We start from the raw sequence: 12,440 nt of genomic DNA, 5'->3' as shown, positions 1-12,440 counted from the left end.
GCTTTCTTCCCCCTGGGCCGGTCCTGTTCTTTCTATATGGGGACATTATGCACAGAGAAGTCGCAATACGCACAAGTATGTTTTGGATAACGCTTCTCGACTATGTTCTCAGTACTGAACTTTCCGGGGATATCCGTCAGCTGCTCAGTGGCCGATTGTCGCGGAATTCTCCCGATATCTCCGGACAATCAGATCAATGATCTCCGGGTGTGCGCCGAGTGGCGGAGAGACGATATCCCCGCCTGCCGCGGCCATTCGATCGGCGAAGAAACCGGGGGCGAGAAGGTGGGTCGCGACCGCCACCCGTCGTCGCCCCCCGGTGCGGAACTGCTCGACCGCCTCGGCGACGGTCGGGACCGCCGCGGAAGCGAAACCCGAGGTCACCGGCACGCCCATAAGGTCGGAGAGCCTGTCGGCGAGCGCCCTCGTCTCCGCGATCGACGACGCGTTCTTACTCCCCGCCGCGCCCAGGACCACGGCGTCCGCGCCGAACGCGCCCACCGCGCCGGCCTCGGCGAGCCGCTGCATCAGCGCCCGCACGACCTCCGGTTCCGCACCGAGGTGCGGCGTCTGGACGACCGGGCCGGGGGCGTCGCGGCAGGCCTGCCCGACGTCGTGGGTGACGTGGTAACCGCGGGCAAGGAAGGCCGGGACCACGACCGTCGGTGCGCCGTCGGTGAGGATCCGGCCCGGGCCGGGTGACTGGACGTCCACCCAGGAGAGTCGGCAGTCCACGCCGGCCAGCTGCTTACGCGCTTCCAGCAGGACCCGACCCAGCACGCGGCGGCCGGCCGCCGCCCGGGTGCCGTGGGCGACCAGCAGGAGGCGGGGGCTCATGACGTCATCCCGGGAGCGTTCACCCTTCGAGCATGCCGCAATCCGGGTGCGGGGCGGCAGCTGCTCGGCGACACTGGGGGGATGAACGCAGGCAGCAGGCGGGGTGCGCGGCCAGAGGTGACCGTGGCCAACTGGGAGGCCGTGTACGACTTCTACGGCCCCGGTCGGCGGCGCGACGGCTTCACCCACCCGCTGCTGGCCCTCGTCGGGGCCGTTTATGCCCCCGAGCTGCGGATCGCGCCGGAGACCGTGTCCGAGCTGGACCGTCTCCACGACGCCGGGGTGGGGATCGTCGTCGCCGCCAACCACCCGTCCAAGCACGACCCGTTCGTCCTGGCCTCGGGCGTGTTCGACAAGCGGGTCCGGTTCCTGTCGAGCGGCACCGGCCTGACCAAGGACCCGCTCTTCCGGGGCCCGCTGCGCCCGGTCTTCGAGTACACGGGGACGGTCCCGGTGTTCCGGGCCAAGAACTACCAGGGCACGGCTCGCGAGGTGCACGACGCGGCGGCGGCCCGGCTCATCGGTCTCTGCGTGGATCGTCTCACCTCGGGCGGCGTGGTCCTGACATTCGTCGAGGGGACCAACTCCTCGGCCGACGACCTGCACACGCTCCGTCTCGACTCGGTCAAGAAGGGGGTGGGCCAGATGGTCCGCGGGGTCCGCGTGGAGGGCGGCCGGGTGGCGGTCCTACCGGTCGGGATCGTCTACCACGGGCGGGAGCACGCCAGGACACCTCCGCGACGCCCGGTGCTGGCCGCGGGCCGGCCCATCGTGTGGGAGGACCCGGGGGCCCCGCCGGCGATCGACGAGGTGCGAAGCGCGGTGCGCGACGGGATCGACGACGCCCTCACCGCCGCCTGGGAGTAGGCGGCCGCCCTGCCCGGACTGCCCTGCTCAGACCACGCCGGGGACGACCTCGAACTCCACCCCGACGGCGTCGAGTTCGCGGGCCCGCGCGGCCAGGGTGGCCGCCGCCGCGATCCGCACGACCCCGTGTCCCGCGGCGAACCGCGTCGCCACCAGTTCGGCGACGCGGGCGGCGGGCAGGTCGGGTCCGGTCTCGAGCACCTCGACGTCGTCGTCGAGCTCCGTCAGTAGCGCGGCGTCGGCCGCGCCGTCGGTGACCAGGACATCCGCGGCGTGGACGAGGCGCCGGGCGCGCACGGTGAGCAGGTCACCGTCGCCGGAGCCACCCACGAGCGCGACCCACCCGGTGGCCGGGCGGCGACGCGCGCGCAGTCCGGCCGGCGCGGTGGCCAGCGAGCGCGCCACGTGGCGTCCCACGCGCACCGACCGCCGGGGGTCGCCGGAGTCGACCGCGATGCGCACGAGGCCGGCGGGCGTCGCGACGGCCGTCCGCGCGGGCACCCGCGCCGAGCCGAGCCCGGCGTCCCCCGCGGTGACACACCAGATGCGGCGCTGCTCGCACAGGGCGGCGATCTCCGCGTCGACCAGGGGGTCGCCGGTGGCGACGTGCACCATCCAGGGACTATCCAGGTCGGATGGGGTGAACGCCCTGGTGACGACGACGAGGTGGTCGGACGCCCGCTCCGCGAGGTCGGCCATGGCCGGGTCGACGCGCGGGGCCACCACGCGCAGGACCGCGCCGGCCTCGAGGAAGGTCTCCGCCCGGCGGGCCGAGACGGGCCCGGCCCCGACGAGCAGCACCTCGCGACCGGCGAGGCCGACGGTGAGCGGGAGCCCGTCCAGCGCCGGCGTCGGTGCCGGGCCGGCGGGCGGCGCCGAGAGCGCGCTGGTCACAGGTGGATGCCGCACTCGGTCTTGGACGACCCCGCCCAGCGGCCCGAGCGGGGATCCGCTCCGGCCTCGACGCGGCGCGTGCACGGCTCGCAGCCGATCGACGGGTAGCCGTCGTCGAGCAGCGGGTTGAGCAGGCAGCCGTGCTCGGCCGCGTAGTCGTGGACGCGCTCGAGGGTCCACGCGACCAGCGGGTTGATCTTGACCATGGAGTGCTTCTCGTCCCACTCCACCATCGCCGCGCCGGCCCGGTGGTCGGTGTCCACGCGGCGCAGGCCGGTGATCCAGGCCTCGTAGCCGGACAGGGCGGCGTCCAGCGGCTCCACCTTGCGCAGGCGGCAGCACAGCTCGGGGTCGGTCTCGAAGGGGCGCGGGCCGAGGGCGGCCTCGTGCTCCTCGCGGGTCGCCGGGCTGCGCACGTCCACCACGTTGAGGCCGGGCGTCGCCGCGAGCGCGTCGCGGACGCCGACGGTCTCGGAGAAGTGGTAGCTCGTGTCGAGGAACAGCACGTCCACGCCGGGGGCGTGGGGTGCGGTCATCTCCGGCACGACCGTGTTGGCCATGGAGCAGGCCACCGCGAGCGCGTCACCGAAGGTCTCGCCCGCCCAGGCCAGGACCTCGGCGGGGTCGATCTCGGAGTGGTTGCCGTAGAGGCCGCGGTCGTCGAAGCGACGGCCGGCCTCCTCGGCGATCGCCTTGAGCTCGGAGGTGGTGCGCTTCCGGCCGGGGCCGGGGGTGAGGACCGTGCTGCGGGGCAGCAGGTCCAGAGCTACAGCCGTCATACGAGGGCCTCCTCGTCCACCCGGTGCGCCCACTCGGCGAAGGTCTCGCCGCCGGCACCGGTGTCCATGTACTTGCGGATCACGCGCTCGACGTAGTTGGGCAGCTCCGCCGACGGCACGCGGAGGCCGCGGACGGTGCGCCCGAGCCCACCCGACTCCTGGTCCTGGGAGGCCAGCCCGCCACCCAGGTGGACCTGGAATCCGGGGGTGTCACCGTCGAGCAGCTGTCCCTTGAGCCCGATGTCGGCGGTCTGGATCCGGGCGCAGCTGTTGGGGCAGCCGTTGAGGTGGATCGACAGCGGCGTGCGCAGGGGCGCGTCGTCGGCGAAGCGCCGCTCCAGCTCGTCGACCAGCGCGGTCGCCGTGTCCTTGGTGTCGACGAAGGCGAGCTTGCAGAACTCGATGCCGGTGCACGCCATGGTGGCGCGGCGGAACGAGCTCGGGCGGGCGTACATGCCGATCTCGGCCAGTCCGTCGACCAGCTGGTCGACCTTGTCCGGCTCGACGTCCAGCACGAGCAGCTTCTGGTGCGGGGTGAAGCGGACGCGCTTGGATCCCGCGGCCTCGGCGAGGTCGGCGACCTGCGCCAGCTTCTCGCCGCCCACGCGGCCGACGGTCGGGGCGGCGCCCACGTAGTAGCGGCCGTCCTTCTGCTCGAAGACGCCCACGTGGTCACCCGAGCCGACACCGCGGCGGGGTGCCGGGCCGTCCGGCAGCTCGCGGCCCAGGTACTCGTCCTGCATGACCTGGCGGAACTTCTCGGCGCCCCAGTCCTTGATGAGGAACTTGAGCCGGGCGCGCGTGCGCATGCGGCGGTAGCCGTAGTCGCGGAAGATGCCCACGACGGCGGCCCAAACCTCGGCGGCCTCCTCCTGGCGGACGAACACGCCGATGCGGGTCGCGAGCTGCGGGTTCGTGGACAGGCCGCCGCCCACCCACAGGTCGTAACCGGGACCGAGCTCGGGATGCTCGACGCCCACCAGCGAGATGTCGTTGATCTCGTGGACCACGTCGAGGCTGGGGTGGCCGGTGATGGCGGACTTGAACTTGCGCGGCAGGTTCGAGAACTCGGGGGTCCCGATGTACTTGGCCTTGATCTCGGCGATCACCGGGGTGGGGTCGAGGATCTCGTTCTCGGCCACGCCCGCCACCGGGCTGCCGAGGATGACGCGCGGGCAGTCGCCGCAGGCCTCGACGGTGTCGATCCCCACGTCCTCGAGCCGCTGCCAGACGGCGGGGACGTCCTCGATCGCGATCCAGTGGTACTGGATGTTCTGCCGGTCGGAGATGTCGGCGGTGCCGCGCGCGAAGTCGGTCGAGATCCCCGCGAGCACGCGCAGCTGGTCGGTGGTGACCGCGCCGCCGTCGGTACGGACGCGCATCATGAAGTACTCGTCCTGCAGCTCGTCGGCCTCCAGCTTGGAGGTGCGGGAGCCGTCGAGGCCCTGCCTACGCTGGGTGTACAGGCCCCACCAGCGCATACGGCCGGAGAGGTCGTCCGACGGGATCGAGGCGAAGCCCTCCTTGGAGTACGTGTCCAGGATCCGCTGGCGCACGTTGAGCGCGTCGTCGGTGAGCTTGAACTCCTCGTTGTGGTTCAGCGTCAGCTTGCCGTCGATCTTCCACTGCCCCTGCGGCTTGGGCGCCCGCGCGGGACGAGCAGGGCGGGGGACGGCTGCAGTATCGGTCATGCCCGCGACAATAGTCAGAACAGACTGGTCTGTCTATCCAGGGTGACCTAACCGACCCCCGCCCGCGCGGATCGACACGACGGCTCCGTCCGCCTGCCCGGGAGAGAGGCGGCCGGCACGCTGTCGGCAAGCGGCTACATCGACGGAACGGCCGATCCAAGGTCCCCGGCGATGCCGAGGAGCGTGTACCAAAAGATCTCAACAATGTGGACCGGCAGGAACGTCGCCGAATCCACGAGCGTGGATCCGGTGTTCTGCTCCAGGCTGCCAGCCGCATTGATCGTCGACCCGGCGAAATCGAACAGGCTGCCCCACATGACAGACTCCTTTCGGAGCTGATCTGACGACCCATCCCTGTGGTGGATCCGCACCCCAGACGCCCCGCCGTCAGCCTAGGCATTTCCTCATAAAGTGGGAACCGCGCAGCATAACAGTTAGGCATTCACTTAAGACGCGGCGGGGTCACGATTCAGCGGTGGCGTGGGCCCCGCTGCCGGCCGTACCGTGTGAGACATGGCCCACATACCGTGGCGCCGCTCTCGAAAGGACACACCATGTTCTCTGACTTCTGGTACGGCCTCGCTTCCGGTTCCGCTGATCTCGCGCCCAGCGTCGGCTCCGCCGCGCTCGACGGGCTGTTCGGGCTTCCCGCATACATCCTCAAGACCCTCGGCGGCGGTGCCGCGCTGTTCGGCTCCTGATCTGACTCGACACGCCCCGGTGGTTCGCCACCGGGGCGTGTCGCGATTTCGGACGTTTTACATCCCGCAGAAGTCGAGCCAGGTGTCGACCTCGCGCCTCGCCTGCTCCCGCCCGAGCACGTACGCCTCGGCGAGGCGGTCCACGCGCCGCTCATAGCTGCGGATCATCACCCGGTGCGGCCGGAAGACCAGTGCTTCGCCCGACTCCTCCAACGCCTCGATCTCGTCGAGGGTCTCGTTGTAGAGGGCCCAGCGGTGCATCAGCGCCTCCCCCACCGCCGGGAACCGGCGGAAGTAGGAGCGGTAGAACGGCGTCAGCCGCCGTGGCGGGATCTTCCGATACCCGTGCGGCTGGGTGAGCACCACCAGGAACTTGTCGTACCCCGCGTCGCGAGCCGCCGACAGCGGGATCCCGCCGTCGTGACCCAGCGCCCCGTCGACGTAGTACTCGCCGTCGATGAGCACGGGCGGCATCCACACCGGCATCGTCGACGACGACCGGACCATCCTCATGAGGTCGCTCATCGACGTGATGTCGTCCTCGCCCCAGAAGACGGTCTCTCCGTCGGAGCAGCGGAACGTCCCGATCCGCGCCTCGGTACCGCTGGCGTCGAACGTCTCGAAGTCGTACGGGAGCACCTCGTCCGGCAGTCCGGCCTGCTCGTAGATGTACTCGGCGTTGAACAGACCCTTGCCGCGGGCGAAGCTTCGCCAGTCGCCGAAGTTCGGGTCCGCCGCCATCTCCACGAAACTCTTGCGGGCCCGGACCGCGTCGCGCGACACGTAGTTCGCCAGATGGGAGGCACCCGCCGAGATCCCCGCGACCAACCCGGTGTGGATGCCCGCCTCGATCAACGTCTCCACGACTCCGGCGGTGTGCACCGCCCGCATACCGCCGCCCTCGAAGAGCAGGGCGACGTCCGGGGCGGTCGGTGCGAAGTCGGTCACGACTCCCAGGGTAGGTCGGATCGCCTCCGCGGCCGTGATCCGATACCGTCACCGTGTGAGCGCTGTCACCGACTTCATCGTGTCCATCAACGACGTCTACTGGTACGCGGTGATCGCGCTACTCGTCGTCGCCGGTCTCTACTTCTCCGTCACCACCCTCATCGTCCAGATCCGGATGTTCCCGGAGATGATCAGGGCGATCTTCGAGAAGCCGTCGGACATCGAGGAGGACAAGAAGGGCATCTCCGCCTTCCGGGCCTTCACCATCTCCGCCGCCTCCCGCGTGGGTACCGGGAACGTCGCCGGCGTCGCGATCGCGATCACGGTCGGCGGGCCGGGCGCGGTGTTCTGGATGTGGCTCCTCGCCATCGTCGGCGGCGCCACCGCGTTCGTCGAGTCCACCCTGGCGCAGCTGTACAAGGTCAAGGGCAAGGACTCCTACGTGGGCGGGCCCGCCTATTACATCCGCGACGGGCTGGGCTGGAAGCCGCTGGCCATCGCCTTCGCCGTGATCATCACCGTCACCTACGGGTTCGTGTTCAACGCCGTCCAGGCCAACTCGATCGCGCAGTCCGTCCGCAACCAGTTCTCCCTCGAGGGCTTCACCCCGGGCCTGATCATCGGCATCGCCCTCGCCCTCCTCGTGGGCGCCGTAATCTTCGGTGGCGTCCGCCGGTTGTCCGCGGTCACCGAGATCCTGGTCCCCGTGATGGCCGTGGCGTACATCGTCGTCGCCCTCGTCGTCGTCGCCCTCAACATCACCGAGGTCCCGGGGATGATCTCCCTCATCGTCGGCCACGCGCTCGGGCTCCGCGAGGTCGCCGGCGCCGCGGTCGGCGCGGCCATCATGCAGGGCATGCGCCGCGGACTGTTCTCCAACGAGGCCGGCATGGGCTCGGTGCCCAACGCCGCCGCCACCGCATCGGTCTCCCACCCCGTCAAGCAGGGCCTCGTCCAGGCGCTCGGCGTCTACTTCGACACCATCATCGTGTGTTCGGCCACCGCCTTCATCATCCTGCTGGCCAACCCGGAGTTCGGCGGTGACCGCGAGGGCATCACGCTCACCCAGGACTCGCTGGCCGCCTCGGTCGGCGACTGGGGCGTCCCCTTCCTCATGGTGGTCATCTTCTTCCTCGCGTTCTCCTCCATCCTGGGCAACTCGTACTACGGCGAGGCCAACATCACCTTCCTGCGCGGCAACCCCGCCGCACTGCGGACCTTCCGCATCCTCGTGGTGCTCGCCGTCCTCGGTGGCAGCCTGGGCTCGGTCGACCTCATCTGGAACCTCGCCGACCTGTTCATGGGCGTCATGGCCACCATCAACCTCATCGCGATCATCCCGCTCGGCGGTCTCGCGGTGGCGCTCCTGCAGCACTACCTGCAGCAGCGGGCCAAGGGCCACAACCCGGTGTTCCACCGCGACGACCTGCCCAAGGCGCGGAACGTCTCCTCGTGGGACGGCACCGACCCCATGACCCACCAGCACGTCGCCGACGAGGCCCGCGAGGTCAAGGCCGAGGAATGACCCCCGGCACGAGCGCCCGCGACCGCTTCACCGCGCTGCCCAAGGCGCACCTGCACGTGCACCTCGAGGCGGCGATGCGCGAGGCCACCCTGAGGCAGTGGTGCGCGGAGGACGGCATCGAGGCGCCGCCGCTCGTGGAGTATGCGGACTTCACCGCGTTCCTCGGCGCGTACGGCCTGCTCATCGACCTGCTGCACACCCCGGAGCGGCTCGGGCGGCTACTGGACGAGGTGGTCGCCGACGCCGCCGCGCAGGGTGTGGTGGCGCTGGAGTTCGCGTCGATCCCCGAGAAGGCGGTCGCGTTCGGCTCAGCGGAGGAGGCGCTCGAGTTCATCCTCCCGGCCGCGGCCGACGCCGGGCGCCGTCACGGCGTGTGGACCGGGTCCATCGTGAGCATCGACCGCGGCGCCGGGCCCGAGCACGCGCTGGAGGCCGCCCGGCTCGCCGCGCGGTTCGCCGACCGCGGCGTGGTCGCGGTGGGTCTGGTCGCGGACGAGCGCGGCAACCCTGTGGCCGACGCGGCCGGGGCGTTCGCGATCGCCCGCGACGCCGGGCTCGGGGTGGTGCCCCATGCCGGCGAACTCGCCGGCCCGGACGAGGTGCGCACCGCGATCGAGCTGGGCGTGGACCGGATCCAGCACGGCGTCCGCGCGGTGGAGGACCCCCGGGTGCTGGAGCTGCTGGCCGAGCGCGGGACCTGCCTCGACGTGTGCCCCACCTCGAACGTCGTGCTGGACGTGTACCCCTCGCTGGAGGAGCACCCGCTGCCGCGGCTGCTCGAGGCCGGGGTGCGCTGCTCTCTGGGCGCCGACGACCCGCTGCTGTTCGGTGTGGATGTCGTGGACGAATACGTGGCCGCCCACGAGCGGATGAACGTGTCGGTGGCGCGGCTGGTCGGGGTGGCGCGGGCGTCGATCGAGGCGTCGTTCGCGCCGGACGACGTCAAGCGGGACGTGCTCGCCCGGATCGAGGCCTGGCGCCTCGACTGAGCGCGGGGCGGACCCCGGGCGGGGTCAGGCGCCCGGGTGGGGTCAGGCGCCCGGGTGGGGTCAGGCGCCCGGGTGGGGTCAGGCGCCGCGGCGGATGCTGTCGGCGGCGAGGATCATCGGCACCTGGAGCGGGAGCCGGCCCCACGCGATCACCTGATACGGCCACACGGGCTTGCGACGCCAGGCGCGGACCATCTGCAGGTTTCCCGGGAAGACGCCGATGAACAGTGCGGTCGCGACCGCGCCGCCCAGCTTCCGGGTGGCGGGCGCGGCCAGCAGCCCGGCGACCGCCACCTCCACGACGCCCGAGCCGTAGGTCCACGCGCGCCGACTGCCCGGCAGCTCCGGCGGGATGAGTCCGTCGAACGGCCGGGGCGCCACGAAGTGCAGCGCCCCCATCGTGCCGAGGGCGGCGGGCATGGCCCAGTAGCGGACGGTGCCGCGGGTGGTCGCGTTGCTCATTCGCCCGAGACTACGGGTGCGGCGGGCCGCTCACCGGACCTCGGGCAGGACCCGCTCGCCGAGCAGGTGGAGCGACTCCCAGCCCGCCTCGATCGGGATCCCCCCGCACAGCGGGTGGGTGGTGATGAGCCCCAGGTCGCCGTCACGCACGAGTCGTACCAGCTGGTCGGGGGTCGCCACCACGTAGACGCCCTCGTCGCGCAGTTCGTCGACCGTGCGGGCGTCGGAGTGCACGAAGGAGTTGCGGGTGCCGCCGGCGTCGCCGGCGCCGGTCTGCCAGGCGCGGTACCCGAGGGCGTCGGCGAGGAGGTGGTGGCCGTACCGCGCCCAGAACCGGTCGGGATCCTCGGCGCAGAACACCGTCGCGGGGCCGGGAACGGGTTCGACGACGAGGCCGGGCCGATGCCCGTGGGCGAGGCATTCCGCCCGGTACAGCGCGGTGAGCTCGGGATCGTCGACCTGCGGCTGGAAGTGCATGCCGAGTCGCCCGGCCCGCCGGGCGGCCGCCCCGCCACCGCCGAGGAAGATGAGGGGGTGGGGGTCGGAGAACGGCCTCGGGGTGGGCGAGGACCGCGGGGAACCGTCCGCCGGGTCGTCGCCGACCGGTTCGCCCCGCCAGGCGGCCAGGATGGTCTCCAGCTGGGCGTCGAGACGGGCGCCCCGTGTTCCCCACTCGCGTGAGTGCAGCGCGTACTCGACCGGGCGGTAGCCCAGTCCGAAGGTGAAGCTGACCCGGCCCGAGGCGAGGTGGTCGAGGACCGAGATGTCCTCGGCGAGACGGACCGGGTCGTACAGCGGCGCGATGAGCGCCCACACCGTGATGGGGACGCGGCTGGTCACGGCCGCGACCGCCGACGCCGCGATGAGCGGGGACGGCAGATAGCCGTCCTCCGAGGCGTGGTGCTCGGAGAGGTTGACGGCGTCGTGGCCGGTCTCCTCGGCGTAGCGGGCCATGTCGAGGGCCGCGCGGTAGCGGTCCCGGCGCTCCTCCGGCCCGGCGCCCGGCGCGCGGAAGTCGAACCGCGTGACGACGTAGACCACTACACCCGCGCCCCGGCCAGCTCGGTGTACGCGGTGCCCCGCTCGTCGCGCTCCCACCAGGTGTCCGCCGGCGCCCCGCCTGCCCCGGTATCGCCTGTCCCTGTGCTGCCTGCCCTCGAGCCGCCCGCGCCGGCGGCCCCCACGCCCTGCCTGATGAGCTCCCGCTTGAGGATCTTGTTGGTCGCCGTGGTGGGCAGGTCCACGGAGATCCGGACCCAGCGCGGCCACGCCTTGGGCGACAGGTCCGGCTGCGAGGCGAGGAACTGCTCGAACGCGGCCGGCTCCAGCTCCGAGTCGTGGCGGGGGACGATCGCCGCGGCGAGCTGGTCACCCACCCCGCGTGGATCGGGCAGACCGTAGACGGCGACCCGCGAGACCGCCGGGTTGCGCAGCAGGATCTCCTCGACGATGCCGGTGGCCATGTTCTCGCCGTCGACGCGCAGCCAGTCCCCGCTGCGCCCGGCCAGGTAGACGAAGCCGTCCGCGTCGCGGTAGGCCAGATCGCCCGACCAGTACATCCCGTCCCTCATGCGGTCGGAGGTCGACGTGTCGTCGTTGTAATAGCCCGCGAAGAACCCCGCCCCCTCGGTGTTGACGAGTTCGCCCACACACTCGTCGAGGTTGGTCACGGCGCCGTCGTCGTCGAACATCGCGCGGGGACACTCCCGACCGGTCGCGGGGTCATACACGGCGACCCCCGGGAACGGTTCCCCGATCGACGCCAGCGGCGAGTTCTCGGTCCGCACGATGATCACCGCGAGTTCGGTGGAGCCGTAGGCGTCGCGGACCTCGCACCCGAACCGCTGCGCGAAGGCGGGGATGTCCTTGGCCGCGGCCTCGTTGCCGAACGCGGCGCGGAGCGTGGTCTGGGCGTCGTCGGGGCGGGGCGGGGTGTCGAGGATGTAGGCCAGCGGCTTGCCCACGTAGTTCATGTACGTCACGCCGTAGCGACGGATGTCGTCCCCGAACCGGGTCGCACTGAACCGGCGGGCCAACGCCATGGTGGCGCCCGCCGCGATCGCCGGGGAGAAGCCGCTCATGATGGCGTTCGAGTGGAACAACGGCATGGACAGGTACAGCACGTCCTCGGAGGTCAGACCGAACGACGGCGCGAGGTTCTCCCCTGACATCGTCACCGTGAAGTTGCCGACCTGCACCGCCTTCGGATCACCCGACGTGCCCGAGGTGAAGATGAGCATGAACGGGTCCATGGCCTCCACCGACGGCGGGTCCTGGGGGGCGGACGACGACGCCACCAGCGCCGCCCACTCGTCGGAGTCGGTGTCGATCACGCTGACCTCGCCCAGGTCGAGGCCATCGAGCAGCGGCTTGAGCTCGGAGTCGGTGAGGATGACCTGGCTCTCGGACTTGCGGATGTCACGGGCTAGCCCCTCCCCGCGGCGGGTCGCGTTGAGCCCGACGGTGACGTACCCGCCCGCCGCGCCGGCCGCCAACGCGTAGAGCATCTCCGGGGTGTTCTCCAGGAGCGTGGCCACGTGGAGCGGCCGCGCGGGATCCAGCATCCCCGTGACGGCGCCGGCCCGGGCGTCGGCGCCCGCGAGGTAGTCACGCCAGGTGATCGAGGTGTCGTCGTAGCGGATCGCGACGGATTCGGAGTCGGCGTGGCGGCGGAGTTGTTCGCGGACGGTGTCGGCCATGTGGGAATTCCTTCACGGGAGGCGGTGTGATCTGGATCATAGCCACAT

Annotated in this window: 13 protein-coding genes; 4 read left to right on the top strand and 9 right to left on the bottom strand. The window is 71.3% G+C overall.

Features of this window, described 5'->3' with window-relative positions:
- Positions 1-144: 144 nt before the first annotated feature.
- Positions 145-837: a sirohydrochlorin chelatase gene (locus AC3DEV_RS12250; RefSeq protein ID WP_488372288.1), complete on the bottom strand. Its 693-nt coding sequence runs from the start codon at positions 835-837 to the stop codon at positions 145-147.
- An 81-nt stretch (positions 838-918) separates the two neighbouring features.
- Here AC3DEV_RS12250 and AC3DEV_RS12245 point away from each other — a divergent pair, with 81 nt between their 5' ends.
- Positions 919-1,704 (top strand): lysophospholipid acyltransferase family protein, encoded by a 786-nt coding sequence (locus AC3DEV_RS12245; RefSeq protein WP_488372287.1) that lies wholly within the window; start codon positions 919-921, stop codon positions 1,702-1,704.
- A 27-nt stretch (positions 1,705-1,731) separates the two neighbouring features.
- Here the strand turns inward: AC3DEV_RS12245 and AC3DEV_RS12240 are convergent, their stop codons facing one another.
- The 4 genes from AC3DEV_RS12240 to AC3DEV_RS12225 form a co-directional block, all read right to left on the bottom strand.
- Entirely contained in the window at positions 1,732-2,598 is an 867-nt protein-coding gene (locus tag AC3DEV_RS12240) for an NAD(P)-dependent oxidoreductase (protein ID WP_488372286.1), read from the bottom strand.
- A complete protein-coding gene (locus AC3DEV_RS12235; protein WP_067715394.1) occupies positions 2,595-3,377 on the bottom strand; it encodes a phosphoadenylyl-sulfate reductase in 783 nt (260 codons plus the stop codon). The genes AC3DEV_RS12240 and AC3DEV_RS12235 overlap by 4 nt, the downstream gene beginning before the upstream one ends.
- Positions 3,374-5,068: a nitrite/sulfite reductase gene (locus AC3DEV_RS12230; protein ID WP_396468318.1), complete on the bottom strand. Its 1,695-nt coding sequence runs from the start codon at positions 5,066-5,068 to the stop codon at positions 3,374-3,376. Before AC3DEV_RS12230 ends, AC3DEV_RS12235 begins: the two co-directional genes overlap by 4 nt.
- A gap of 134 nt (positions 5,069-5,202) precedes the next feature.
- Complete coding sequence (locus AC3DEV_RS12225) at positions 5,203-5,385, bottom strand: hypothetical protein (RefSeq protein ID WP_488372285.1); 183 nt, start codon at positions 5,383-5,385, stop codon at positions 5,203-5,205.
- Between the two features lie 237 nt (positions 5,386-5,622).
- On the opposite strand from AC3DEV_RS12225, the gene AC3DEV_RS12220 reads away from it, so the two are divergent.
- Positions 5,623-5,769, top strand: a complete 147-nt coding sequence (locus AC3DEV_RS12220) for a hypothetical protein (protein ID WP_488372284.1) — start codon at positions 5,623-5,625, stop codon at positions 5,767-5,769.
- A gap of 57 nt (positions 5,770-5,826) precedes the next feature.
- Here AC3DEV_RS12220 and AC3DEV_RS12215 read toward each other — a convergent pair whose 3' ends face one another.
- Positions 5,827-6,717, bottom strand: a complete 891-nt coding sequence (locus AC3DEV_RS12215) for a patatin-like phospholipase family protein (protein ID WP_227022125.1) — start codon at positions 6,715-6,717, stop codon at positions 5,827-5,829.
- 55 nt (positions 6,718-6,772) lie between these two features.
- Between AC3DEV_RS12215 and AC3DEV_RS12210 the strand changes: the two genes are divergently transcribed.
- Together AC3DEV_RS12210 and add are read left to right on the top strand one after the other, a co-directional pair.
- Entirely contained in the window at positions 6,773-8,242 is a 1,470-nt protein-coding gene (locus tag AC3DEV_RS12210; protein ID WP_488372283.1) for an alanine/glycine:cation symporter family protein, read from the top strand.
- Positions 8,239-9,231: an adenosine deaminase gene (gene add / locus AC3DEV_RS12205; RefSeq protein ID WP_488372282.1), complete on the top strand. Its 993-nt coding sequence runs from the start codon at positions 8,239-8,241 to the stop codon at positions 9,229-9,231. Before AC3DEV_RS12210 ends, add begins: the two co-directional genes overlap by 4 nt.
- 78 nt (positions 9,232-9,309) lie before the next feature.
- Here the strand turns inward: add and AC3DEV_RS12200 are convergent, their stop codons facing one another.
- Genes AC3DEV_RS12200 through AC3DEV_RS12190 form a run of 3 tightly spaced genes read right to left on the bottom strand, consistent with a single transcriptional unit; the run spans position 9,310 to position 12,392 of the window.
- Complete coding sequence (locus AC3DEV_RS12200; RefSeq protein ID WP_205475688.1) at positions 9,310-9,693, bottom strand: DoxX family protein; 384 nt, start codon at positions 9,691-9,693, stop codon at positions 9,310-9,312.
- Between the two features lie 30 nt (positions 9,694-9,723).
- Entirely contained in the window at positions 9,724-10,734 is a 1,011-nt protein-coding gene (locus AC3DEV_RS12195) for an LLM class flavin-dependent oxidoreductase (RefSeq protein ID WP_488372281.1), read from the bottom strand.
- On the bottom strand, positions 10,734-12,392 hold the full coding sequence (locus AC3DEV_RS12190; RefSeq protein ID WP_488372280.1) for an AMP-binding protein: 1,659 nt from the start codon (positions 12,390-12,392) through the stop codon (positions 10,734-10,736). The genes AC3DEV_RS12195 and AC3DEV_RS12190 overlap by 1 nt, the downstream gene beginning before the upstream one ends.
- Positions 12,393-12,440: the final 48 nt, after the last annotated feature.

The organism is Dietzia sp. IBK-p2-15D (assembly GCF_057773105.1).
This window is presented reverse-complemented; position numbering and strand designations above follow the sequence as displayed.

Coding starts and splice junctions, on each gene's coding strand:
- AC3DEV_RS12250 (WP_488372288.1), bottom strand. CDS start 837: ATGAGCCCCCGCCTCCTGCTGGTCGCCCACGGCACCCGGGCGGCGGCC.
- AC3DEV_RS12245 (WP_488372287.1), top strand. CDS start 919: ATGAACGCAGGCAGCAGGCGGGGTGCGCGGCCAGAGGTGACCGTGGCC.
- AC3DEV_RS12235 (WP_067715394.1), bottom strand. CDS start 3,377: ATGACGGCTGTAGCTCTGGACCTGCTGCCCCGCAGCACGGTCCTCACC.
- AC3DEV_RS12230 (WP_396468318.1), bottom strand. CDS start 5,068: ATGACCGATACTGCAGCCGTCCCCCGCCCTGCTCGTCCCGCGCGGGCG.
- AC3DEV_RS12225 (WP_488372285.1), bottom strand. CDS start 5,385: ATGTGGGGCAGCCTGTTCGATTTCGCCGGGTCGACGATCAATGCGGCT.
- AC3DEV_RS12220 (WP_488372284.1), top strand. CDS start 5,623: ATGTTCTCTGACTTCTGGTACGGCCTCGCTTCCGGTTCCGCTGATCTC.
- add (WP_488372282.1), top strand. CDS start 8,239: ATGACCCCCGGCACGAGCGCCCGCGACCGCTTCACCGCGCTGCCCAAG.
- AC3DEV_RS12200 (WP_205475688.1), bottom strand. CDS start 9,693: ATGAGCAACGCGACCACCCGCGGCACCGTCCGCTACTGGGCCATGCCC.
- AC3DEV_RS12190 (WP_488372280.1), bottom strand. CDS start 12,392: ATGGCCGACACCGTCCGCGAACAACTCCGCCGCCACGCCGACTCCGAA.